Source organism: Anaeromyxobacter paludicola (assembly GCF_023169965.1).
GTDB lineage: Bacteria > Myxococcota > Myxococcia > Myxococcales > Anaeromyxobacteraceae > Anaeromyxobacter_B > Anaeromyxobacter_B paludicola.
This window is the reverse complement of record NZ_AP025592.1, coordinates 3,299,986-3,323,590: the sequence shown is the minus strand read 5'-3', so window position 1 is coordinate 3,323,590 and position 23,605 is coordinate 3,299,986. Positions and strand designations below refer to the sequence as shown.

General features: G+C 74.4%; 20 protein-coding genes. 9 read left to right on the top strand and 11 right to left on the bottom strand.

Going from position 1 to position 23,605, the window contains the following annotated elements; genetic code table 11:
* Positions 1-13: 13 nt before the first annotated feature.
* Complete coding sequence (locus AMPC_RS14870; protein ID WP_248342181.1) at positions 14-502, top strand: YajQ family cyclic di-GMP-binding protein; 489 nt, start codon at positions 14-16, stop codon at positions 500-502.
* 25 nt (positions 503-527) lie between these two features.
* Here AMPC_RS14870 and AMPC_RS14865 read toward each other — a convergent pair whose 3' ends face one another.
* The gene (locus AMPC_RS14865; RefSeq protein ID WP_248342178.1) at positions 528-1,061 is read right to left on the bottom strand and encodes a superoxide dismutase family protein; all 534 of its coding nucleotides are present in this window, start codon (positions 1,059-1,061) and stop codon (positions 528-530) included.
* A 214-nt stretch (positions 1,062-1,275) separates the two neighbouring features.
* Here AMPC_RS14865 and AMPC_RS14860 point away from each other — a divergent pair, with 214 nt between their 5' ends.
* The 4 genes from AMPC_RS14860 to AMPC_RS14845 all read left to right on the top strand — a co-directional run bounded on the left by AMPC_RS14860 (position 1,276) and on the right by AMPC_RS14845 (position 4,935).
* Complete coding sequence (locus AMPC_RS14860) at positions 1,276-2,091, top strand: EAL domain-containing protein (protein ID WP_248342175.1); 816 nt, start codon at positions 1,276-1,278, stop codon at positions 2,089-2,091.
* A 576-nt stretch (positions 2,092-2,667) separates the two neighbouring features.
* Positions 2,668-2,904, top strand: coding sequence for a hypothetical protein (locus tag AMPC_RS14855; RefSeq protein WP_248342172.1), 237 nt, complete (start codon positions 2,668-2,670; stop codon positions 2,902-2,904).
* 98 nt (positions 2,905-3,002) lie between these two features.
* Complete coding sequence (gene rimO / locus AMPC_RS14850; RefSeq protein ID WP_248342169.1) at positions 3,003-4,418, top strand: 30S ribosomal protein S12 methylthiotransferase RimO; 1,416 nt, start codon at positions 3,003-3,005, stop codon at positions 4,416-4,418.
* A gap of 85 nt (positions 4,419-4,503) precedes the next feature.
* Entirely contained in the window at positions 4,504-4,935 is a 432-nt protein-coding gene (locus AMPC_RS14845; RefSeq protein ID WP_248342143.1) for a hypothetical protein, read from the top strand.
* 20 nt (positions 4,936-4,955) lie between these two features.
* Here AMPC_RS14845 and AMPC_RS14840 read toward each other — a convergent pair whose 3' ends face one another.
* The 7 genes from AMPC_RS14840 to AMPC_RS14810 all read right to left on the bottom strand — a co-directional run bounded on the left by AMPC_RS14840 (position 4,956) and on the right by AMPC_RS14810 (position 12,371).
* Positions 4,956-5,549 carry a class I SAM-dependent methyltransferase gene (locus AMPC_RS14840; protein WP_248342141.1) on the bottom strand — a complete coding sequence of 198 codons (594 nt, stop codon included), beginning with the start codon at positions 5,547-5,549 and terminating at the stop codon, positions 4,956-4,958.
* A gap of 99 nt (positions 5,550-5,648) precedes the next feature.
* Positions 5,649-7,046, bottom strand: a complete 1,398-nt coding sequence (locus AMPC_RS14835) for a TolC family protein (RefSeq protein ID WP_248342140.1) — start codon at positions 7,044-7,046, stop codon at positions 5,649-5,651.
* Between the two features lie 11 nt (positions 7,047-7,057).
* Positions 7,058-8,314: an HlyD family secretion protein gene (locus AMPC_RS14830; RefSeq protein WP_248342138.1), complete on the bottom strand. Its 1,257-nt coding sequence runs from the start codon at positions 8,312-8,314 to the stop codon at positions 7,058-7,060.
* A 2-nt stretch (positions 8,315-8,316) separates the two neighbouring features.
* Positions 8,317-9,909, bottom strand: coding sequence for a DHA2 family efflux MFS transporter permease subunit (locus AMPC_RS14825; RefSeq protein ID WP_248342135.1), 1,593 nt, complete (start codon positions 9,907-9,909; stop codon positions 8,317-8,319).
* Positions 9,906-10,544 carry a TetR/AcrR family transcriptional regulator gene (locus AMPC_RS14820; RefSeq protein WP_248342125.1) on the bottom strand — a complete coding sequence of 213 codons (639 nt, stop codon included), beginning with the start codon at positions 10,542-10,544 and terminating at the stop codon, positions 9,906-9,908. Before AMPC_RS14820 ends, AMPC_RS14825 begins: the two co-directional genes overlap by 4 nt.
* Before the next feature lie 96 nt (positions 10,545-10,640).
* Positions 10,641-11,255, bottom strand: coding sequence for a LolA family protein (locus AMPC_RS14815; RefSeq protein ID WP_248342122.1), 615 nt, complete (start codon positions 11,253-11,255; stop codon positions 10,641-10,643).
* Between the two features lie 60 nt (positions 11,256-11,315).
* Entirely contained in the window at positions 11,316-12,371 is a 1,056-nt protein-coding gene (locus AMPC_RS14810) for a YihY/virulence factor BrkB family protein (RefSeq protein ID WP_248342120.1), read from the bottom strand.
* A gap of 125 nt (positions 12,372-12,496) precedes the next feature.
* On the opposite strand from AMPC_RS14810, the gene AMPC_RS14805 reads away from it, so the two are divergent.
* The 3 genes from AMPC_RS14805 (at position 12,497) to AMPC_RS14795 (ending at position 14,040) form a co-directional block, all read left to right on the top strand.
* Positions 12,497-13,240 carry a hypothetical protein gene (locus AMPC_RS14805; protein ID WP_248342118.1) on the top strand — a complete coding sequence of 248 codons (744 nt, stop codon included), beginning with the start codon at positions 12,497-12,499 and terminating at the stop codon, positions 13,238-13,240.
* 167 nt (positions 13,241-13,407) lie between these two features.
* On the top strand, positions 13,408-13,668 hold the full coding sequence (locus tag AMPC_RS14800) for a hypothetical protein (RefSeq protein WP_248342115.1): 261 nt from the start codon (positions 13,408-13,410) through the stop codon (positions 13,666-13,668).
* 69 nt (positions 13,669-13,737) lie between these two features.
* Positions 13,738-14,040 (top strand): hypothetical protein, encoded by a 303-nt coding sequence (locus AMPC_RS14795; RefSeq protein ID WP_248342113.1) that lies wholly within the window; start codon positions 13,738-13,740, stop codon positions 14,038-14,040.
* A 30-nt stretch (positions 14,041-14,070) separates the two neighbouring features.
* Here the strand turns inward: AMPC_RS14795 and AMPC_RS14790 are convergent, their stop codons facing one another.
* On the bottom strand, positions 14,071-15,492 hold the full coding sequence (locus AMPC_RS14790; RefSeq protein WP_248342110.1) for a glycosyltransferase family 39 protein: 1,422 nt from the start codon (positions 15,490-15,492) through the stop codon (positions 14,071-14,073).
* A gap of 55 nt (positions 15,493-15,547) precedes the next feature.
* Here AMPC_RS14790 and metH point away from each other — a divergent pair, with 55 nt between their 5' ends.
* On the top strand, positions 15,548-18,976 hold the full coding sequence (gene metH / locus AMPC_RS14785; RefSeq protein ID WP_248342108.1) for a methionine synthase: 3,429 nt from the start codon (positions 15,548-15,550) through the stop codon (positions 18,974-18,976).
* 81 nt (positions 18,977-19,057) lie between these two features.
* Here metH and AMPC_RS14780 read toward each other — a convergent pair whose 3' ends face one another.
* Positions 19,058-20,374: an MFS transporter gene (locus AMPC_RS14780; protein WP_248342105.1), complete on the bottom strand. Its 1,317-nt coding sequence runs from the start codon at positions 20,372-20,374 to the stop codon at positions 19,058-19,060.
* Positions 20,375-20,718: 344 nt separating this feature from the next.
* Positions 20,719-23,580: a beta-propeller domain-containing protein gene (locus AMPC_RS14775; protein WP_248342103.1), complete on the bottom strand. Its 2,862-nt coding sequence runs from the start codon at positions 23,578-23,580 to the stop codon at positions 20,719-20,721.
* Positions 23,581-23,605 lie beyond the last annotated feature (25 nt).

Genomic DNA, 23,605 nt, shown 5'->3' with positions numbered 1-23,605 from the left:
GTTACGCACGGCCATGCCCAGCTTCGACATCGTCTCCGAGCTCGACATGATGGAGGTGGACAACGCCTTCAACCAGGCGCGGAAGGAGCTCGCCCAGCGGTACGACTTCAAGGGGACGAGCACCGATCTCGAGCGGGACAAGGACGGGGCCATCCTCATCAAGGCCAACAGCGAGGGGCGCTGCGAGGCGGCCCACCAGGTCCTGATGGAGAAGCTCGCCAAGCGCGGCGTGCCGCTCGAGGGGCTCGATCCGCAGAAGGTGGAGCCGGCGGCCGGCGGCCACGTGCGGCAGCTCGTGAAGCTCAAGAAGGGCATCAAGAGCGAGGACGCGAAGAAGATCGTGGCCCTCGTGAAGGAGAGCGGGCTCAAGGTCCAGGCCAGCATCCAGGGCGAGGCGGTGCGGATCTCGGGCAAGAAGAAGGACGACCTGCAGGGCGTGATGCACGCGGTGCGGGCGAAGAACTACCCCTTCCCGGTCTCGTTCCAGAACTTCAGGGACTGAGGCGCAGGGAGCCCCCTCCCGCTGCCTATTGCCCCGCGCCCTTCTCGATCACCCCGCACGCGATCCGCGCGCCGGAGTTGCCGGCCGGATCGGTCTTCTCGTCGTCCGGATCCGCGTGGATGACGAGCGCGGTCCCGCCCGGCTGGAACAGCGACCTCTCGCCGCCGCCCAGGGTCACGCCCTTCAGCGTGACCAGCTCGCGGGCCCGGCCGTCGGGCTTCACCTCGAGGTTGGCGAGGTCGCCAGCGTGCGGGCCCTGCGGGTTGTGGAGGCCGTGGTGCTTGTTGCCCGGGTTGAAGTGCGGCCCGGCGCTCTTGAAGTCGGGCGGGTCGCACTTGCCGACCGCGTGGACGTGGATGCCGTGCTTCCCGGGCGGAAGGTTCGCGACCATCAGCTCCATCTTCACGCCCCCGTCCTCCTCGACGAGCTTGGCGGTGCCGAGCTCCTGCCCCTTGGCATCCACGAGCCGGGCGTGGGCGGGGGGCTCGGCGAGGGCGGCGCGGGGCAGCAGCGCGGCGGCGAAGAGGGCGAGGGGGGCGGCGAGGGCGAGGCGCCTCATGGTGATTCCTCCTGTCGGGCCGTGGGCTTAGCGGGAGGGTAGCCGGGCGCACGTCGCTTCCGGGGTCCCGCGAAAGGAGGATCTCCGGCACCGGGTACTCGCCAAGGTCGCGAATCTCCGGCACCGGGGTCCGGCACCGGCGTCCCTGGCTGCTTCCACAGTAGACCCGCAGACTGGCGCCTGTCCGGCCATTCTGATAATGCGTCGCAACCTCATGGACCCCATCGAGAGTTCCCAACCTGACGAGCACCTCCCCCACCTCTCCGTCGCCGAGGTGGCGGCCGCAGTGCGCGAAGGCCGCTACGGCGCCGAGTACCAGCCCATCGTGTCGGTCGGCACCGGCGAGGTGCTCGGGTTCGAGGCGCTGTCCCGCTTCCACGCCGAGGACGGCGCCCCCATCTCCCCGGCCGTCGCCTTCGCCGCCCTCCATCGCCAGCCCGCGCTCCTCTTCGAGATCGAGCTCGAGATGAAGCGCTTCCAGCTCGCCCACGCGCCCCCCGCCCCGCTCCACCTGAACCTCGACCCGGACAGCTTCGCCGCCGGCTGGCGGCTCGACGGCTCGAACGCCCTCCTCGACCTGCTCGCCGCCCCGGCACCCGCCCCGCGGGTGGTGGAGGTGATCGAGAACGTCACCGTGAGCGACGCCGTCCAGGGGCGCGCGCTGGTGGCGGCGCTGCGCCGGCGCGCGCTCTGCGTGGCGCTCGACGACATCGGCGCCCCCGACACGCTCCTGTCGCTCGAGGCGCTCCAGGCCGCCGCCGTCTGGAAGCTCGACCGGAGCTGGGTGGCGCGCGCCAGCGACCCGGGCCAGCTCCGGCTGCTGGAGGCGCTCGTGGCCCTGGCGGTCCGGCTCGACAAGCGGACGGTGCTCGAGGGCGTGGAGACCGCCGACCACCTCCGGCTCGCCGAGGCGCTCGGCGTGGACGCGGTCCAGGGCTTCCTGCACCGCGAGCGGTTCACCTCCGCCCGGGCCCGCGCCGCGCCGGCGCTGCCGCGGCTGAGCGGACTGGACCTCTCGCAAGAACCTTGATAGTGAGTCGCATGTTCATCTAGAAGCTCCATCGAGGTCTCCTCCGGAGCCCCCGATCCCACCACGAGGCCCGCGGTCGCCGAACCCAGAGCCCGCGGGGCGCCATCGCGCCCCACTCGAGCCTGGACATGCGCCCGTTGACCCGGCTGGCGGTGCTCTGCCTGCTCCTCTCCGCCGCTCCTCGCGCCGCGCGCGCCGGCGACGCCGAGGTGATCGCCGAAGCCCTCTTCCTCCCCGACGCCCTCCCGCCCGGCGAGGCCGGCGTCGTGCTCAGCACGGCGCTGCAGCAGGGAGACCCCGACACCTCGGGCGGGGCCGCGCCCCTGCTCGCCCCCTCGCGGCTCCAGCTCGCCCTGCCGCTCGGCGACCGGCTCGGGCTCACCGCCGACGTGGGCGTCACCGACGGCCGCGCCGTGGGGCTCTCCACCCCGGCCGCCTCCCTCAAGCGGCCTCGCCGCGTCGCTCGACGCGGTCGGCGGCGACGCGCCCGGCGACACCGAGCTGCTCCTCGGCCTGGGCGCGCTCCGCCCGGTCGGCCACGTCACGCTCCGGGCCGCCATCGCCGCCGGAGCGAGCGTGGGAGCGCTCGCGCCGCACCTCCAGGCCGGCGGCTCGGCCGCGCTCGCCCTCACCGCGCGCTGCCGGGCGCTCGTGGAGCTGGTGAGCGACTTCAGCGTCGATGGTGCGACCGTGGCGCTGGGCACGAGCCTCAAGTGGGCCCTCGGCCCGCGCACCGCGATGGCGCTCGGCGCGCTGCTCCCGCTCGACGGCAACGCCGTCTCGGGCGCCCTCCAGCTCTCGCAGTCGCTCTAGCCGGCAGCCCGCGAGGCCGCCGCGGCGCGGCGCGGGAGGATCGCGGGCCGGCCGCGCGTTGCGATCCGGTGCGCCGACCTGTTAGATCCGCCGCCCTCATGAGCACCCGCGTCTACATGCACACCCTCGGCTGCCCCAAGAACCGGGTGGACTCCGAGGTGATGCTCGGCACCCTCTCCGACGCGGGCTACCGGCTCACGCAGGATCCGGGCGAGGCCGAGGTCATCGTCGTCAACACCTGCGGCTTCATCGAGAGCGCCAAGGAGGAGTCGATCCAGGCGATCCTCGCCATGGCCGAGCAGAAGCGCGAGGGGCGCTGCAAGCAGCTCGTCGTCGCCGGCTGCCTCACCCAGCGCTACCACGCCGAGCTCTCCGCCGAGATGCCCGAGGTGGACCACTTCGTCGGCACCGGCGCCTACGCCGACATCGCCCGGATCGTCGGCGACGCGCAGGCGAAGCGCGTCATCGCGCCCGACCCCGACTTCGTCCACGCCGCCTCCACCCCGCGGGTGAACTCGCTCCCCTCGCACACCGCCTACCTCAAGATCTCCGAGGGCTGCGACAACGCCTGCGCCTTCTGCATCATCCCGAAGCTGCGCGGGCCGCAGCACTCGCGGCCGGTGGACGACGTCCTGGCCGAGGCCGAGGCGCTCGCCGCCCAGGGCACGGTGGAGCTGTCGCTCGTCGCCCAGGACCTCACCGCCTACGGCTACGACCTGGCCGGCAAGGTGCGGCTGCACGACCTCCTGCCCGAGCTCTGCAAGGTGGACGGGATCCGCTGGATCCGGCTCCACTACGCCTACCCCCGCGACTTCCCCGACGCGCTCATCGACGTGATGGCGCGCGAGGAGAAGATCGTGAAGTACCTCGACATGCCGCTGCAGCACTCGAGCGACCGGCTGCTCCGGTCGATGCGGCGCGGCCGCGACTCGCAGTTCATGCGCGACCTCCTCGCGAAGCTGCGCGCCCGCGTCCCCGGGCTGGCGCTCCGCACCTCGCTCATCGTCGGGCTCCCCGGCGAGACCGAGGAGGACTTCCAGGATCTCCTCCGCTTCGTGGAGGAGCAGCGCTTCGAGCGGCTCGGCGTCTTCGAGTACTCGCGCGAGGAGGGCACGCTCGCCGGGGAGATGGAGGGCCAGATCCCCGAGGCGGTGAAGAAGGCGCGGTACGCCACCGTGATGGAGCGGCAGCAGGAGATCGCCCGCGCCCACCAGGAGGGCGTGGTGGGGCGGCGGCTCGAGGTGCTGGTGGAGGGGGCGAGCGAGGAGTCGGAGCACCTCCTCGCCGGCCGCCACGCCCAGCAGGCGCCGGAGATCGACGGGGTGACCTACGTGAACGACGTCGCCGACGGCGGCGGCGCGGTCTACCCCGGGCAGTTCGTGACCCTCGAGGTGACCGAGGCCGGCGACTACGACCTCGTCGGCAAGGTGGTGGCGCGCGGGCCGAGGCCGGCGGAGCGGCCGCTCGCGGCCCGCAAGGCGCCGAAGGGGAGCGGGCTCAGGATCCTCTCCTGACGGCGGGCCGGTCCGTGTAGAAGGCGAGGGCGGCGCGCGCGATCGCCCGCGTCCCGCTCCGTCCACCTCCCCGCACCGAGGCGCCATGAAGTCCCCGCTCCTGTTCCTCCTCGTCGCCGCCCTGGGGAGCGTCACCTACCACCTCGGGCAGCGGACCAACGCCGCCCGGGCGAACCCCATGGTGCTGCTCATGGCGGTCTACGCGGTGGCGTTCCTCCTCTGCGCGCTGGCGGCGCCCCTCTTCTCGGCCGGCGGCCCCACCTACGCCTGGAGCCGCGACCTCGTGCGCTGGCCGGTGCTGCTCCTCGCGCTCGGGGCGGTGCTCATCGAGATCGGGTTCCTGCTCGCCTACCGGAGCGGGGCGATGATGCAGTGGTCGGCCGTGGCGGTGAACGGCGTCGCGGCGCTGCTGCTCGTGCCCCTCGCGTGCCTCGTCTTCCGGGAGAGCTTCTCGCCGGCGCGGGCGGCGGGGATCGCGCTCACGCTGGCGGGGCTGGGGCTGCTGACGAGGGGGTAGCGGGGCTCGAGGAGCCGGCGCTACCCCACCCTCCTCGCCACGAGGCTCTCGAACTCCTTCACCCTTCCGTCCGGCGAGGGGAACGAGCCGGGCTTGAAGAAGAGCGTCTCCCACCCGGCGAACCGCTCGGCGAGCTCGCCCTTGCGGAAGAGGTAACCCTCGGCCCCGCCGAAGACGTCGAGGAAGGTGGTGCCCTCGGTGAGCACGGTGACGGCCATCACCCCGCCCGGCCTCACCTGCGCCTGCAGGTCCAGGAGGCGCGCGCGGGCCAGCGGCTCGGGGAAGAACATGAGCACGCCGATCGCCGCCACGGCGTCGAACGGCCCTGCCGGCTGGTAGTCGCCGAGCTCGGCGCGCGCCGCCTCCACCGGGAGCTGCTCGGCCTCGGCGGCGCGCCGCACCCGCTCCACGGCGGTGGGGCTTCCGTCCACGGCCACCACGCGGCAGCCGCGCCGGGCCGCCTCGAGCGAGAGGTTCCCGAGGCCGCAGCCGAAGTCGAGCAGCCGGCCGGAGAGGAACGGCAGCGCGTCCTGCTCGAAGGGGTTGAGGGCGAACTCGCCGCGCGCCACCTGGCGCTGGAACTGCTGCTCGAAGAACTCGACCGAACCGGACATGCGCGCCTCCCTGACCGGGAGAGAGCCTAGCGGGGGCGGAGCGGTTCGTCAGCGAGGCCTCGCGGGTGCCGCGCCCCTGCGGGAGCGGCGAACCGCGCCCTACTCGCCCATCGCCCGCCCGAGCGCGATGCGCGCCCCGGCGTAGGCGTAGCGCGCGCGGGTGAGGTTCTGGCGCGCGGTGGTGAGCGCCGACTGGGCGTCGAGGAGGTCGGTGGTGGTGGCGCTGCCGGCGCGGACGAGGGCGTCGGTGACGCGGTAGGCCTCCTCGGCGCTGGCGATGGCGGTGCGGGCCACCTCCACGGCGTTGCCGGCGGCGAGGGTGGAGGCGAGCCGCGCCGCCACCTCGGTCTCCACCTGGTCCTGCACCTGCGCGGCCTGCGCGGCGGCGGCGTCGGCCTGGGCGCTGGCGGCGCCGCGGGCGTACCACTTCGCGCCCCAATCCCAGATCGGCCAGTCGGCCTTCACGCCCACGAAGCCGGAGTCCACCGGCTGGAAGGCCTGCCCGCTCACGTGCAGGTAGGCGGCCTCGGCGTTCACCTCGGGCAGCAGGTCGAGCGCGCGCGCGGTGGCGCGGCGGCCGGCGGCGGCCTCGACGCGGTGCGCGGCCTCGAGCTCGGGGCGCTTCGCGCGCGCCTCCTTCACCGCCGGCTCGAGCGCGGGCGGCGCGGCCGGCTCGGGGAGCGGGGGCTCGGCGAAGTCGGCCTGCGCGTAGGGGCTGTCGCCCACGGCGATGAGGAGCCCGGCCTTCTCGGCCTGCTCCTGCGCCTGCGCCTGGATCACCTGCTGGCGGGCGTTGGCGAGCGCGGTCTCGACGCGCAGCGCGTCGGCGTTGGTCTGCACGCCGGCCTGCACGCGGGAGCGGGTCACCTGGAGCTGGTCGGTGAGCTGGGCCACCGAGGCCCTCGCGATCTCGCCGAGCGCGCGCGCCTCGTGCAGCCGGAGCAGCGCCTGGCGCACCTGCTCGCGCACGGCCGCCTCGGTGGCGCGGACGTCGGCGCGGGCGGCGTCGGCCTGCGCGCCGGCGGCCGAGACATCGGCGCCGAGGTGCAGGAGCCCGAGCAGCGGCTGGCCGGCGGAGGCGACGAACGTGTTGGTGTCCTGCTCGCGGGCCACGAGCGCGAGCGGGGTGGGGCCGATGGGGAAGGCGATGCCGAAGGTGCTGTCCCAGTGCTGGAACTCGTCCGAGACGTTCACGGCCGTAAGGAGGTGGCCGCGCACGCTCGCGGCCTGCGCGCCGGCGGCCTCGGCGCGGGCGCGGGCGGCGCGGAGCGCGGGGCTGCGGGCGAGGGCGCGGCGGAGGACCTCGTCCTCGGAGAGCGGCTGGGATTCCCCCCTCCCTGGCCCTCCCCCTGCGGGGAGAGGGGATGACCTCTGGGGCTCGGCGGCCACGGGGGAAGCGGCGCCGGGCCTGGCTGGAGCGGGCGCCGCCTGGGCGCCGGCGAGCGCGGGGAGGAGGAGCAGGGCCGCGAGCGCGGCCGGGGGGGCGAAGGGGCGCATGGGGGCGGCTCCTACTTCGTGTAGACAGTGACGTCGGCCGAGAGGCCGGCGGCGAGGCGGACCGCGGGCGGCTTCTCCCAGGCGATCCGCACCGGCACGCGCTGCACCACCTTCACGAAGTTGCCCGAGGCGTTGTCGGGGGGCAGGAGCGCGAAGCGGGCGCCGGTGCCGCCGGAGAGGCTCTCCACCTTCCCCTCGAACTTCTTGCCCGGGAAGGCGTCCACGCTGATCTCCACCTTCTGCCCCGGCTTCATCTTCCCGATCTGCGTCTCCTTGAAGTTGGCGAGCACGTAGCTCCGCGCCGGCACGAGCTCGATGACCGGCTGCCCGGGCTGGACGATCTGCCCCTCGTGGACCCCGAGCTTCGAGACCACCCCGTCCTCGCTCGCGACGACGCGGGTGTAGGAGAGCTGCAGGTCGGCCAGCTTGGCCTGGGCGGTCGCGGCCTGGACCCGCGCCCGCGCCAGCTCGGCCGCCGCGTGGGCCGCCGCGAGCTGCGCCGAGACCGGCTTCGACTGGGCGAGCCGGCCGCGCGCCTCGCCGACCCGCGCCTCGGCGGCGCGCTTGCCCTCCTCGGCGGCCCGGACCTGGGCGCGCGCCTGGGCGAGGGCGGCGTGGGCCGCGTCGGCCGCGGCCTGGGCGTTGTCGAGCTGCTGCTGCGGCACCGCCCGCGCGGCCACGAGCTGCCTGGCGCGCGAGAGGTCGAGGTCGGCCTTGCGGACGTCGGCCTCCGAGCGGACGAGGCCGGCGCGGGCCGCGGCGAGCTGGGCGTCGGCGTTCGCGACCGCCACCGAGGAGCCGGACACCGCCGCCTCGGCGGTGGCGTAGCCGCCGGTCGCGCTCGCGCCGGCCACCCGCTCCTGCGCCTCGGCCGCGTCGGCCTGGGCCTCGGCGGTGCGCAGCTCGGCGTGCGCCACGGCGGCGCGGGCCTCGTAGTCTGCCGGGTCGATCTGGAGGATGAGGTCGCCCTTCTTCACCGGCTGGTTCTCGGTGGCCGACACCTGGAGGACCTGGCCGCCGACGCGCGGGGCGAGCGGCACCACGTCGGCCTCCACCTGGGCGTCGTCGGTGTTCTCCTGGCCGGCGGTCACGAGCAGGTAGAGGCCGAGCCCGAGCAGCACCGCGACGGTGAGCCCGCCGAGGATGATGAAGGGCTTGCGGCGCGAGCGGTCCGGCCGCTCGGGCGCGGCCTGCGCCGGCGCGGCCGGCTCGACCGGGCGGAGCGGGTCCTGCTGGCGGGGGGCGGGGGTCTGGGCGGTCTCGTTCATGATCACATCTCGACGTGCACGGGCTCCGACGGCCCGCCGTGGGCCGGGGAGCGGAGGAACCAGAGGAGCGGCAGCACCGCCATGAAGACGATGCCGGCGATGAGGAAGACCTTCTCGAAGGAGAGCACCATGCCCTGCCGCTGGACGGTGCCGGCGAGCGCCTGCAGCGCGGCGGCCTTGGCGCTCGCGACGTCGTAGCCCTTGGCCTGCAGCGCGGCCTGCAGCCCGGAGAGCCGCTGCCAGGTCGCGGCGTTGGTCTCGCCGACGTGGGCGGTGACCGCCGCGGTGGCGATCTTGCCGTGGTGGCTGATGAGGGTCGCGAAGACCGCCAGCCCCACCGAGCCGCCGATCTGGCGGAAGAGCGAGTTGAGGCCGGTGGCGTCGCTCATGAGGTGGCGCGGGACCTTGGAGAGCGCGACGGTGGTGAGCGGCACGAAGAGGAAGGCGAAGCCGATCCCCTGCACGCCGATGGCCCAGATGACGTCCTGCTGGCTCGAGACGAGCGTGAGCTGCCCCTGGAACCAGTTGCCGAGCGACACCATGACGATGCCGAAGCCGACCATGAGCCGCGGCGAGACGTGGTTGTAGAGCTTCCCCACGAACGGCGTGACCAGCATCATCACCAGCGTGCGCGGCATGAGCGCGAGGCCGGACTGGGTGGCGGTGAAGCCGAGCAGCTCCTGCATGAAGAGCGGCAGGAGGAACATGTTGGCCATGAGCATGGCGAACATCACCGCGCCGATGAGCGTGCCCGAGGCGTAGACCTCGTCCTTGAAGAGCCGCAGGTTCACCACCGGCACCCGCGCCGTGAGCTCGCGCGCCACGAAGAACGCCAGCGAGACCATCGACACGATGAAGCAGAGGGTGATTGCGCGGTCCTCGAACCAGTCGTTCCGGGCGCCCTCCTCGAGGAAGTACTGGAGGGTGGCGAGGCCGACGAACATGAGGGCGATGCCGGCGTAGTCCACGTTCTTGCGCTGCGCGGCGGCGAGGGCGTGGTTCTGCTCCAGGATCTCCGGGTCCTCGTGGACGAAGCTGTAGACCATGAACATGCCGAGGAGGCCGATCGGCACGTTGATGTAGAAGATCCAGGGCCAGCTGTAGTTGTCCACGATCCAGCCGCCCAGCGTCGGGCCGATGGCCGGGCCGAGCATGACCGCCATGGCGAACACCGCCATGGCCATGCCCTGCTCCTTGGGCGGGAAGGTCTGGCGCAGGATGGCCTGCTCGGTGGGCTGGAGCGCGCCGGCGCCGGCGCCCTGCACGGCGCGCCAGAACACCAGCGTCCAGAGCGAGCGGGCGGTGCCGCAGAGCACCGACCCCACGATGAAGAGCGCCAGGCAGGCGAGGTAGACCCGCTTCTGCCCGAACATGCGGCCGAGGAAGCCGGTGAGCGGCATCACCACCACCGTGGCGATGACGAAGCCGGTGCTGACCCAGGTGATCTCCTCGATGGTGGCGCCGACGGCGCCGCGCATGTGCGGCAGGGCGACGTTGACGATGGAGATGTCGATGGCGCCCATCAGCGTCCCGAAGGACACCGAGAGGGTGACGAGCCACTTGTTCACCTTCGGGCGCGGGGCGGCGGCGGTCATCGGTGCCCTCCGGCGCCGTGCAGGAAGAAGCGGGCCAGCCGCGGCGCCTCCGCCACCTCGGGCGGCGCGCCGCGGGCGCAGAGCTGGCGGGTGAAGAGGCCGCGCAGCATGGCCACGAGGAAGGTGGGGTAGAGGTCCGCGTCCTCGGCGCGGAGCGCCCCCTGGCGGACGCCGCTCGCGACGAGCTGCTCCGCCAGCCGGTGCATCGGCTTGAGGAGCGCCGGGCGGCGCACCGGGCGGGCGGGGAGCCGCCCCTGCTCCAGCTCCTCCTGGACCAGGATGGCGAAGAGCCGGAAGTGGGCCTGCTGGTGCTCGAGCACCTTCGCGAAGAAGCGCTCGAGCTGCTGGACGAACGGGCCCTCGGCGAGGAGTGCCGGGTCGCCGAGCCGCTCCTCGAGCTCCCGAGCGCTCTCCTCGAGCACCGCCAGGAGCAGCGCGCTCCGGTCGTCGAAGTAGTTGTAGAGCGTCCCGACGGCCACCCCGGCCTGCTCGGCGATCTCCTCCATGCGCGCCGCGCCGAAGCCGCGCGCCGAGAAGACCGCCTCGGCGGCCTCGAGGATCGCGGCCCGCGTGGCGCGCCGGACCCGCTCGCGGAGCGGCTGAACGCCCGGTCCATTTCCTGAATCACGATTCATCGGATGAGGGAGATCTACAACCCTCCCCCTCCGGGCGCAAGCGGGCCCGGGGTCGCGCAGGGCGCCCGGCGCCGGACGACGCCCCCGCCGGCCCGCTCAGCGCCCGGGGGCGGCCACCCGCCGGACGTCGGCCGGCAGCTTCAGCTCGAACCGGGAGTCCTTCAGCCCCACGTTGCGCCGCGCCCCCTCGAACCGCACCTCGTTGACGTTCCCGCCCTCGTCCACCACGCGCGTGGACGTCACGTCGCCCGCCGCGTCCACGCCGAGCGCGATGCGGGCCACCCGCCCGTCGGGCCGGCGGGGCACGAGGACGAGCTCGCCGCGCTCGCCGATCGACGGCTCGAACTCCTTCTCCAGGCTCCCCTTGCCGAGCAGGAAGGTGACCGCCGCGCTCATGGCCGTCGCGTCGAAGTGGTCGTCCACGTAGGCCTGGTTCACCTCCGGCTCGTACTGCACGAGCCGGCTCCCGTTCACCACCACCGTCTTGTGCGCCGGCTCCTGGTAGTCCCAGCGCATCTTGCCGGGCTTCTTCACCTCGAGCGTCCCGCGCGACACCTGGCTGCGGCCGAAGGCGGCGTAGGTGTAGGTCTGGACGAAGCGGGCCTCGAGGTCGCGGGTACGCTCGTAGGCCGCCTGCACCTTCGCCGCGAGCTGCTGGGCCTCGGGCGCGGGCGCGGCGGCGAGGGCGCAGAGGAGGAGGGTGGTCTGCATGCGGTCCTTCTAGCAGACGGCGGCGGGGGCGGCGCATTCACGCGGGGGCCGGCCGGGCCCTCACGCCTCCTGGCGGCGCCGCGCCAGGAGCGCCCCGGCGAGGAAGGCGCCCACGGCGAGGGGCACGCCCCGGAGCGGCGTCCGCTTCCCGGCGGCCCGCTGGCGCGCCCGCGCCGCGGCGGCCCCCGGCAAGGGGCGCCCGTCCGGGCCGCGGCCGGTCTCGCGCGCCACCTGCTCCCCCGCCGGCAACGAGCTCCCCGAGTCGACGAGCCGCTTCGCCCCCGCGCGCTTCCCCTCCTCCGAGCGGTGCTCGATGACGGCGTTCACCTCGGCCCCGACCAGCATCACCAGGACCGAGATCCACATCCAGAGGAGGAGCACGATGATCCCGCCGACGGAGCCGTAGGTGGCCTCGTACGAGCCGAAGTGGGAGACGTAGACGGAGAACCCCCAGGAGGCGATCACCCAGACCACCACGCCGGCCACCGAGCCCGGGGTGATGAACTTGAAGTCCTGCTCGACGTCGGGCAGCGCGTAGTAGAGGAGCGCCCAGAGGAACATCATGACGAGGCCCGCCACCGGGAGCCGCAGCCAGACGAGCGCGGTGCCGAGGGGCCCGCCGACGGCGTCGGCCACGGCCGGCGTGACGATCGCCACCAGCGCGGCCGCGAGCGCGAGCAGGCCGGAGACGATGGTCATGAGCAGCGCCAGCCCGCGCGCCTTCCAGAACGGCCGCTGCTCGGCCACCCCGTACACGGTGTTGAGCGCGTGCATGAGGGCGGTGATCCCGCCCGAGGCGGCCCAGAGGGCGGTGACGGCGCCGATCGACAGGAGCCCCACGCTCGGCGAGCCGGCGATGGAGCGGATCCGGTCGCCGAGGATCTTGGTCACCTCCGCGGGCGCCACGCCCGAGAGCGAGTCGACGAGCTGCTCGGCCTGCTCCGGCTTGATGATGAGGCTCGCGAGCGAGAGCAGGAAGAGCACGAACGGGAAGATCGCCAGGATCCCGGAGTAGGTCACCGCGCCGGCCACGTCGGTGATCTGATTGCGCGAGATCTCGCCCTGGACCGACTTCAGGAACTCCTTCCAGCTCATGCCAGCGCCGGGCAGCTTCACGGGCCACCTCCCGCTCGGAAAGGTGCGTCGCGGCGCCGGGCGGTGCACCGCGCGCGCCGCACCGCCGGTTGACTTCCCGCGGAGCGCCCCCAAGCGTTCAAGACGACCCACACAAGGAGGGATCGATGCGCACCCGTCACATCGCGGGCCTGTTGCCGCTCGCCGCCCTGCTCGTCGCCGCCGGCGGCCAGCAGGGCTCGAGGAGCAGCCAGGGGCAGTCGTCGTCGAGCGACCCGCAGCAGTCGGCCGACGAGCAGGTGAAGAGCCAGCAGGAGCGCTCGGAGAAGTCGCTCTCCAGCGCGGAGGACGCACAGAAGAAGGCCACGAAGCAGCAGAAGAAGGTGAAGGACGCCCACCAGCAGGCGCTGGACGCGGAGAAGAAGCTCTCCGAGGCCCGGAAGAAGGAGCAGCAGGAGCAGCAGAAGGCGCAGCAGCTCCAGCAGCAGGCCAGCGCGGAGCGCCAGAAGGCGGAGCAGCAGGCCGGCCAGGCCCAGCAGCAGGCGGGCCAGCTCCAGCAGCAGCAGGGCCAGGCGGTGCAGCAGCAGAGCCAGGCCGAGCAGCAGGCGCGGCAGCAGGCGCAGGCGAGCGGTCAGGCCATGCAGCAGCGGAGCCCGCAGTCGATCACCGGGCAGGTGCAGCAGGCCGGCCAGGACCAGGTGACGGTCCAGACGGCCGACCGGGGCGCGATGAAGCTCAAGGTGAACGGCCAGACGCAGGTGACCATCGACGGCCAGCAGAGGTCGCTCTCGGACCTGCAGCAGGGCGCGCAGGTGCGCGCCTCGTACCAGGGGAGCGGCGACCAGGCGACCGCGACGCGCCTCGACGTGACCCGCGCCCAGGAGTCGGGCCAGGGCTCCTCGGGCAAGTAGCCGGCGCCATCCGGCGCGCCCGCCACGCCGGCGGGCGGGCCGGCGGCCGGTGGCCGGGCGCCGCGGCGGGCCCTCCTGTCCCCGCCCGGCGGCTGGCGCCCGCTCCCAGGGGAACCCAACGTGGAAGGAGAGCGGCGCGCCGTCGCGCGCCCAGGGAGGAGAACACCATGACGCTGAAGCTGACCGCGCTCCTCGCCGCGGCCGGATTGGCCCTCGCGGCCTCGCCGGTGCGGGCCGAGGACGAGAAGACGGACACCAGCACCTCGGTCGAGAAGAAGGACAAGGCCGACGGCACCACCGAGAAGAAGGTGGACAAGAAGGTGAAGCACAAGAAGAAGGGGATGAAGACCTCGAAGAAGCACGTCGAGGACAAGACCACCACCGACGCCAACGGGAACGTGGTGGACCACCAGCACACCGAGAAGTAGGGGCGGGCCCGCGCGCGCCGCCGGCAACGCTTGACGTTTGCCGGCGGCGCGGCGATCCTCCGCCCCTCGATGCGCGTCCTCCGACCGTTCGCCGCCGCCGCCGCCCTCCTCGCCCTCGCCGCCTGCGGCAAGTCGGCCTGCGAGCAGCTGGGCAACCGGATCTGCAGCTGCGAGGCGACGTCGCTCCAGGACTCCTGCAACAACGCCGTGAAGAACCAGCTCTCGACCCAGTCGCCCTCGAGCGCCGACGAGGCCTCCTGCCAGGCGCTGCTCGCGACCTGTCTCGGCTCCGACAGCCCCGGCTTCTGCGACACCATCAAGACGCCGGCGGGCAAGGTGGCCTGCGGCGAGGCCTGGACGGCGAGCCCGTAGCGAGCCGGGCCCCGGTCCGGCCCACCCCCCTCAGCGAAGCCCGAGGTACCGGGCGAATCCGGTGACCGAGCCGCTCCGGACCGCGCCCGGCCAGGGCGCGAGGAACCGGTGGGTCGGCCCCTCGCCCTCGGCCCGCACCCGCGGGCGGAACGCCGGCGGGACCTCGCCGTCGCCCACCACCAGGAACGGCTCCCCCGGCCGCGGCCGGTCGCCCCAGACGTCGAGCTGCGAGGGGCGCTCGGCGGTGAAGCCGAAGCGGCGCCAGCCGCCGTAGTACGCGAGCTCGGAGGCGAGCTGGTAGCTCGAGGCGAAGACGAACGGGTCGGAGGGGTCGCACCCGGCCTCCGCGCAGGCGGCGCCGGCGGCGGCGCGCGCCTCCCGGGCGAAGGCGCGCCAGCCGTGGAAGCGCTCGGCGGCCGCGGTGCCGGCGATGAGCGCGGGCCGCCGCTCCTCCTTCCCGAAGGCGACGACCAGCACCAGGCCGAGCGCCAGCGAGAGGGCGAGCAGGCGCCGGGCGAGCGGCTCCGCCAGCCGGCAGAGCCCGGCCGCCGCCGCCGCGCAGAGCGCCGGGTACGCGAGCGAGGGCCAGTTCGCCTCGACCGGGCCGCGCAGCGCCGACCAGGTGGTGACCGCGAACGGCAGCAGCGTCGCAGCGGCGACCCGCTTCTCGGCGGAGCTTCGGGCCCGGACCAGGACGGCGAGCCCGAGGGCCAGCGTCACCGGCCCGGCCCCGAGGAGCTGCCCGGCCACGTACTCGCCCACGCGGCGCAGCGACGTCCCGCTCCCGAAGCCGTGGTGGAGCTGGAAGGCGATGGAGGCGAAGCCGCGCTCCGCGTCCCAGCGCAGCGTGGGGAGGAAGAGCGCCACCGCGAGCGCGCCCGCGAGCCAGGGCCAGGGCGCGCGCAGCTCGCGCCGGAGCGCCGGGTCCCAGAGGACGAGCAGGAGGAGCGCCGGAGCGAGGAGCGCGGCGGTGTACTTGGCGAGGAGGGCCAGCCCCACCGCCAGCCCCGCCCAGAGCCACCCCTTGCCGCGGGCCCGCGCGAGGAGCCAGGCGGCGGCGGCGTAGGCCGCCTCGGCCGGCGCGTCGGGCAGGCAGAGCGCGCCGGTGAGCGAGAGGAGCGGGGCGGCGGCGGCGAGGAGCGCGCCCCAGATCGGCGCGCGCGGGTCGCGGGAGAGCTCGCCGGCGCAGAGCCCGGCGAAGAGCACCGCCAGCCCCCCGCAGACGACGAAGGGGAGCCGGAGCCAGCCCTCCCCGCCCGAGAACGAGGTGCCGAGCGCGGCGAGCCACGCCACCATGGGCGGGTGGTCGAAGTAGCCCGGGGCGAGCCGCCGCGACCAGAGCCAGTAGTAGGCCTCGTCGGAGTAGAGCTCGAGCCCCGCGACCATCGCCGCCCGCGCGACGGCGGCGAGGGCGGCGATCCCGAGCAGTTTGGCGAGCGCGCGGCGGTCCACCGCGCCATCTTAGGGGTTTTTCGGGCCGCGACAGCGGCGTGATAGAAAGCGCGGCGTGACTTTTCGAGAAGCGGCAGAGCGGCGCGTCCTGGTCTTCGACGGCGCCATGGGGACCCAGATCCAGGGGCAGCAGCTCAAGCCCGCCGACTTCGGCGGGCAGGACGGGGCCAACGACCTCCTCACGCTGACCCGGCCGGACCTCATCGAGGCGATCCACGGCCGCTACTTCGCCGCCGGCTGCGACGTGGTGGAGACCAACACCTTCGGGTCGTCGCGGCTCAAGCTCGACGAGTACGGGCTCGGCCACCGCACCTACGAGGTGAACTTCCGGGCCGCCATCCTGGCCCGCCGCGCCGCGGAGCGGCACGCCACCCCCGGCCAGCCCCGCTTCGTGGCCGGCTCCATCGGCCCGACCGGCATGCTGCCGTCGTCCTCCGACCCGGCGCTCTCCAACATCACCCCGCGAGCGCTGGAGCAGATCTTCGCCGAGCAGGCGCGCGGCCTCGTCGAGGGCGGCGTGGACGCCGTCATCATCGAGACCCAGCAGGACATCCTCGAGCTGCGCGCGGCGGTGCTGGCGGTGGACGAGGTGCGGCGCGAGGCGCTGCGCGACGTCTTCGTCATCGCCCAGCCGACCCTCATCGACCAGAACGGCCGGATGCTGCTCGGGACCGACATCGCGAGCGCGCTCGCCACCCTGGAGCGGCTCCCGGTGGACGCGGTCGGCCTCAACTGCTCCACCGGCCCCGCCGAGATGCGGGAGAGCGTGCGGCTGCTCTGCGAGCGGTCGAGCAAGCTCGTCTCGGTGCTCCCCAACGCCGGCCTCCCCGAGAACGTGGAGGGGAAGGCGGTCTACAAGCTCTCCCCGGAGGCGCTGGCCGAGGCGCTGGCGGGCTTCGTGGAGGAGCTGGGCGTGGACCTGGTGGGCGGCTGCTGCGGCACCACCCCGGCCCACATGCGGGCGGTGGTGGAGCGGCTCGCCCGCGTCACCGTGCCCCGCCGCAAGCGCCCGGCCCCGCTGCCGGTGCTCTCGTCGGCCATGAAGGCGGTGCCGCTCGACCTCGAGCCCAGGCCGCTCATCGTGGGCGAGCGGGTCAACGCGCAGGGCTCGCGCAAGGTGAAGGAGCTGCTCCTCGCCGACGACTACGCGGGGCTCCTGCGCATCGCCCGGGACCAGGTGGAGGCGGGCGCCCACGTGCTCGACGTCTGCGTGGCGCTCAACGAGCGCGAGGACGAGGGTCACCAGATGCGCACCCTCACGCGCCTGCTCGCGCAGGCCGTGGACGCGCCGCTGATGATCGACTCGACCGAGGCCGACGTGGTCGAGACCGCGCTGCGGAGCTACCCCGGCCGCTGCATCGTCAACTCGGTCAACCTCGAGAAGAGCGGCGAGCGGGTGAAGAAGGTGGTCCCGCTGGTGAAGCGCTACGGCGCGGCGGTGGTCGCGATGACCATCGACGAGAAGGGCATGGCCCAGACCGCCGAGCGCAAGGCCGAGATCGCGAAGCGCACGGTGGCCATCGCGGCCGAGTACGGGCTCGCACCCGACGCGCTCTGCTTCGACGCCCTCACCTTCACGCTCGCCACCGGCTCGGCCGAGTACCGGCACAGCGCCGTGGAGACGCTCGAGGGCATCCGGCGCATCAAGGCCGAGCACCCCGGCGTCTTCACCTGCCTCGGCGTCTCCAACGTGAGCTTCGGGCTCGCGAAGCCGGCGCGCGAGGTGCTGAACTCGGTCTTCCTCTTCCACGCGGTGAAGGCGGGGCTCGACCTCGCCATCGTGAACCCCAAGGACCTCCGCCCCTACCCGGCCATCCCGGAGGAGGAGCGCACCCTCGCCGAGGACCTGATCTTCGACCGCCGCGAGGACGCGCTCGCGCGGCTCATCGAGCACTTCGCCGGCAAGGCGCCGCAGGCGGCGGTCGCCGCCGAGGACCTCTTCGCCGGCAAGACCGCCGAGGAGCGGATCCACCTGCAGATCCTCCACCGCCGGCCGGAGGGGATCGAGGCGCTCCTGGACGAGGCGCTCACGCGCCGCTCCGCGGTGGACGTGCTCAACTCGGTCCTGCTCCCGGCGATGAAGGACGTGGGCGACCGGTTCGGCGCGGGCGAGCTCATCCTGCCCTTCGTGCTCCAGTCGGCCGAGGTGATGAAGCGGGCGGTGGCCCACCTGGAGCGGTTCCTCGACCGCGTCGAGGGGGTCACGAAGGGGAAGGTGGTGCTCGCGACCGTGTACGGCGACGTGCACGACATCGGCAAGAACCTCGTGAAGACCATCCTCGCCAACAACGGCTACACGGTCTTCGACCTCGGCAAGCAGGTGCCGGTGGCGACGGTGATCGAGAAGGCGGTGGAGGTGGGCGCCGACGCCATCGGCCTCTCCGCGCTGCTCGTCTCCACCTCGAAGCAGATGCCCTACTGCGTGGAGGAGCTGGCGCGGCGCGGGCTCGAGTTCCCGGTGATCATCGGCGGCGCCGCCATCAACCGGCGCTTCGGCTACCGCGCCCACTTCCTCCAGGACGGGAGCGCCTACCCGGGCGGCGTGTTCTACGCCCGTGACGCCTTCGAGGGGCTCGAGATCGTGGAGGCGCTCGCGAGCCCGGAGAAGCGGGCCGCCTTCCAGGCCCAGGTGCGCGAGAAGGCGATCGCCAACCGCGACTCGCCGGTGAGCGGGGCGCCGAAGCCGCGCGCCGAGCCGGCGGGGCGGCGGCTGGTGAAGCCGGCGGCGCGGGTGCCGCGGGCGCCGTTCCTCGGGCGCAAGGTGATCCCGGCCGGCGAGATCCCGGTCCGCGCGCTCTGGCCGCACCTCGACCTCGACGAGCTCTTCAAGCTGCAGTGGGGCGTGAAGCTCAAGGGCGACGCCTACCGCCGGGCCATCGAGACCGAGTTCGGCCCGAAGCTCGAGGCGCTGAAGGCGGAGGTGGAGCGGGAGGGCTGGCTCACGCCGCGGGTGGTCTACGGCTACTTCCCCTGCCACGCCGACGGGAACGACCTCGTGCTGCTCGACCCGGAGGGGCGCCGGCAGGAGCTGGCGCGGCTCCAGTTCCCGCGCCAGGGCGAGGAGCCGTTCCTCTGCCTCCCCGACTACTTCCGCGAGGAGCCCGGCGCCGACGTCTGCGCGCTGCAGGTGGTCACCGTCGGCAGCGACGCCTCGCGCGTGGCGCACGAGCTCCAGGAGCAGGGCGACTACGCGCGCGCCCTCTTCCTGCACGGCCTCGCGGTGGAGGCGGCGGAGGCGCTCGCCGAGCTCTGGCACCGCCGCGTCCGCGCCGAGCTCGGGCTGCCCGACGGCCAGGGCAAGCGGTACTCCCCGGGCTATCCGTCCTGGCCGGAGCTCACCGACCAGCGCCAGCTCTGGCGGGTGCTCGACCCCGAGCCGGCCATCGGCGTCTCGCTCACCGAGGCCGACCAGATGGTGCCGGAGCAGAGCACCTCGGCCATCGTGCTCCACCACCCGGACGCGGTGTACTACACGATCCGGTAGGGTCAGGCGCCCCCGGTCCGCCTCCGCGGCTGCGAGCCGGGCGCCGGGCCGCGGCGGGCGTGCGCCCCTCGCGACGGGCGCTCAGGACGGCGCCGGGGGCTCCTCGCTCGCCTGGATCCCGGTGGCGACCTCGGGGGCGATGCCGAGCCGCTCGTAGATGGGTCGGACCTGCGCGCGCAGCGCCGGGAGCTCGCGGGCGAAGAGGGCGCCCGCGACGAGGCAGGCGGCGCCGCCGAGCGCGACCGTGAGCGGCGCGCCGAGCCGGCCCGCGAGCGCGCCGGCGGCCAGGCTGCCGAGCGGCATGGTCCCCATGAACGCGACGGTGTAGAGGCTCATCACCCGCCCGCGCTTGTCCGGGTCCACCAGCGTCTGGAGGATGGTGTTGGTGGACGCCATGTGGACCATCATCCCGAAGCCGACCACCGCGAGCACCCCGCAGGCGAGCCACTGGGTCCGCGCCAGCGCGAGCGCGATGAGCCCGGCCCCGAAGGCCGAGACCGCCCACACGATGACCGACCCGAGGCCGCGCACCGTCCGGCGGCGGGCGAGGAACAGCGCCCCGGCGAGCGCCCCGAGGCCGATGGAGGCCACCAGGAACCCGAGGGTGTGGGCGCCCCCGCCCAGCACGTCGCTCGCGAACATCGGCATGAGGACGCTGAAGGGCGTGCCCACGAGCCCCACCAGGGCGAGCAGCAGGAGCGCGGCGCGGATGGGCGCGAACCCGCCGGCGTAGCGGAGCCCCTCGGCGAGGTGCGCCCAGACGTTCGGCGCGGCCGCGGCGCGGCGCGCCCGGGGCGGCACGCGGATGGCGAGCAGGGCCCCGATCACGGCGACGTAGCTGAGCCCGTTCAGCAGGAACGCCAGCCCCTCGCTGAGGAGCCCGATCACCACGCCGGCGATGGACGGGCCCACGAGGCGGGCCACGTTGAAGACCGAGGAGTTGAGCGCGATCGCGTTCGGCAGGTCCCGCGGATCCGGCACCAGCTCGATCATGAACGACTGGCGCGCCGGCACGTCGGCGGCGCTGATGAACCCGAGCAGGAGGTTCAGCCCCAGGATCTCGGGGATGGTGGCCTTCCCCGAGAGCACGAGCGCCGCGAGCGCCAGCGCCTGGGCCATGAAGAGCACCTGCGTGCCGATGACCATCCGGTGCCGGTTCCAGCGGTCGGCGAGGACGCCGGCGAGCGGCGAGAAGAACAGGCTCGGGATCTGCCCGAGGAAGCCCGCCAGCCCGAGCAGGAAGGGCGAGTGGGTCAGGCGGTAGATGAGCCAGCCGAGCGCCACCGTCTGCATCCAGGTGCCGATGAGCGAGATGAACTGCCCGACCACGAACAGCCGGAAGTTGCGGTGCCGCAGGGCGCGGAAGCTGTGGGTGGCGGCGCTCGTCCCGACCGGCATGGCGGCTACCTACCCCGCGGCCGGCCGGCGGTCACGCCGAAACCGGGCCGTCGCGCGGCCTGGCGGCGCCCGGGCGCGCGGTGGTTCTACCTGCCGCTCGGCGCCTGGATCATCGCCTCGCTCTGGCTCGTGCCGCTCCACGAGCACTTCGCGTCGTGGAACGACGTGGTGGTCGGCGTCATGCTGCTCTTCATCCCGGTGACGGAGCGGCTCCTGGGGAGCGGCGCGCGCGTGGCGGCCTGAGGGCCGGTCCGCGCCGGGCGGGGTGACGCGGCCGGAGCGCCCCAACGATCCCGGCGGCGCGGCCCGTGGCCCGGCGCGCCGCTGAGTCGCGGGAGGAGCCGCTACGGCCCGAGCGCCACCGTCTGCACCCCGTACGGCCCGCTCGGCAGGTAGGCCGTCGCGCCGTCCACCACCACGTCGGCGATCCAGCCGTTGGTGCGCACGAACCGCTCGAAGGCGGGCCGCGCCGGGTCGGCGAGGTCGTAGACCAGCACGCCGCTCCGGTACCACCCGGCCTGCAGGAAGAGCTTCCCGCCCGCCGCCCGGGCGAGCGAGCCCCACGCCACCGGCAGCGGCTCGTTCGAGGTGACCCGCATCGAGGCGAGCTCCACCGCCGCGAGCCGCGCGCCGCCGGCGTCGGCGGGCCAGGTCTCGAGGTAGGCCTGGCCGCCCGCGAGGAGCGCCCCGCCGCCCCAGCCCGGCAAGGTGGCGCTCGCCGCGAGCCGCGCCTTCCCGTCCGCCGTGAGGTCGAGCGCGTGGAGCGCGGTGGTGGGCGCGTCGCCCCAGGTCCCCTCGAGCGTGTAGAGCCGCGCGCCGCTGCCGCTCGCGCCGGCGAAGACGCCGGGCACGTTCACCTTGGGCAGGAGCACCGGCCGGTCGGGATCGCCGGCGTCGATCCGATCCACGTAGTAGCGGACCCGCCCCTGCGCGTCGTCCGGCACCCACTCGAGGTGGGTGATCCAGAGGTAGGGCCCCGCCGCCGCCAGCCCCCAGGACCAGCCGCCGCTCGGGAGCGCGACCACGGCGGCGCGGCGCGGGTGGTCGGGGTCGGCGAGGTCGAAGAGCCGCACCTCGTCGGCCGGGGCGCCGGCCGCCGCTCCGCCCGGCGCGGCCGCCGCGAGCGGCACGGCGTAGCCCCCGCCCGCCCGGTGGAGCGCCAGCACCTTCCCGGCGAGCACCGCCTGGTCGCCCCAGCCCCAGGACCCGGCGAACCAGCTCCCCGCCTCCTCGGGGGTGAGGTCGAGCCGGCCACGCAGCCGCGGGTGCGCCGGATCGGAGAGGTCGACCGCGAGGAGCGCCGCGGTCCCGGTGCGCCAGTCGGAGGTGAGGAGCCAGAGGAGGTCGCCGTCCTGGAAGAGCCTCGCGGCGCCGTCGGGGAGGGCGAGCCGCGCCAGCGGCGACGCCGAGTCCGGCTCGCTCGCCGGCGCCACCACCAGCTCCTGGCGGCCGGTCGTGAGCTCTCCGCAGAGCTCCGCCGCCGCGCCGCGCACGATGGCGAGCGCGTTCACCGGGCGGGACAGCTCGAGCCGCGCCAGCTCGGCCGGGTGGTCGCGGTCGGAGGCGTCGAGGAGCTGCAGGGCCTCGTCCGAGAGGGCGGCGAGGCGCACCGCCGCGCCGTCGAGCGGGAAGGCCCGGGTGATGAAGCCCGGGTGGGAGAGGAAGCCGCGCAGGACGAGCGGGCCCGGCGCCCCCGGCGTCCAGTCGAAGAGCTGCGTGCCGCCGCTCCAGGCCTGGCGCTGCCAGTCGTAGCCCTGCACCGGCACGAGCACCAGGCCCGCCCCGTCCACCACGGTGAGCGCCTTGCGCAGGTCGTCGCGCGAGGCGGCCACGAAGCCCCAGGTCGCGCCGAAGGGCACCTGGGACAGCTTGACCGGCGCGCCGCCGGACAGGTCGAAGAGCGACAGCGCCAGGGTCGCGCCGGCGCCGCTGGGACCGGGCGCGTGGCCGAGCGCGAGGAGCTGGTCGCCGCGCGGCTCGAGCGCGTCGAGCCAGCCGGGCAGGTCGGCCTGCCCCAGGCTCACCGGGTGATCGGGGTCGGAGGTGTCGAGCACGAAGAGCGGGTCGATGCGCGCCGCCGTGGAGAGGTAGGCGCGCGCCCCGTCGAAGCGGGCGGCGGTCAACGCCTCGCCGTCGCCGACCGTGAGCGAGCCGGCCGGGACCGCCGCCGAGACGTCCGGCGCGCGCCAGAGCCGGAGCGTGCCCCCGCTCGTCCCGTTCGCCAGCGCCGCGCGGAAGAGGCCGCTCGCCGGGTCGAAGTCCATCGCGAAGCGGTCGAGGACGGCGCCCTCGGCGTCGAAGGACGCGCCGGCCACGAGCGCGCCGCCCGGATCGGAGACGTCGATCGGCTGGAAGCGCGTGGTCGGACCGCCGGGCGCGTAGCCGGACAGCGAGAGCACGATCCGCGCCGCGCTCCCGCAGCGGGCCGGGTCCGCGCAGGCGGCGATGGCGGCGTGCGCGTCCCAGCCGGTGACGTCGAGGGTGAGCGCCTGCACCTGGCGCACGTCGCGCGGGTCGCCGAGGTCGAAGCTCGCCACCGACAGGTCGTCCGCGCCGGCCGGGGCGCCGCCGCCCGCCACGCCCGTGCCCCCCGCCGACCCCACCGCGACGACGCCGCCCGGAGGGGGCCCGAGCGCCCACCAGCCAGAGCGGCGCGCCACCGTGTAGAGCACGTCCCCGACGATGCGGCTCTCGATGAGCTCGCCGTCGAGCCGGAAGCGCGAGAGCACCTGCGGCGCGGCCGGCTGCGACACGTCCACCGCGAGGAGCTCCGAGCCGAAGAGGGCCTCCGGCCCCGCGCCCCCGGCCGAGGGCGCGTACTCGAACGCGCCGCGCACGCCGAAGAAGGCCACGTCGCCGCGCCGGTAGAGGTGGACGGGCTCGCCGAGCACCGGGACCCGCGAGAGGAGGCGCGGCTGGAGCGGGTCGGCGAGGTCCAGCACCAGCAGCCCGCGCCAGGCGTCGAGGACGAGGAGCGTGTCGCCCTGGCGCTGGTAGAGATCCGACTCGACCACCGGCCTGGGCGTCGCCGCGCCGCTCGCGCCATCGGTGGTGGCCGGCGCGCCGGTCGGCACGGCCGGGCCGCCGCGCCCGCCGCCGGGAGGCTGCGACAGGAAGTCCACCTGCCCCGGATCGCGGGGACCGGTGGAGCCGGAGCAGGCGAGCACCAACGCGACGGCAGCGCCGAGGCACGCGTGAACGCGCATGCGACCCCCCTTTGACGATCGGAAG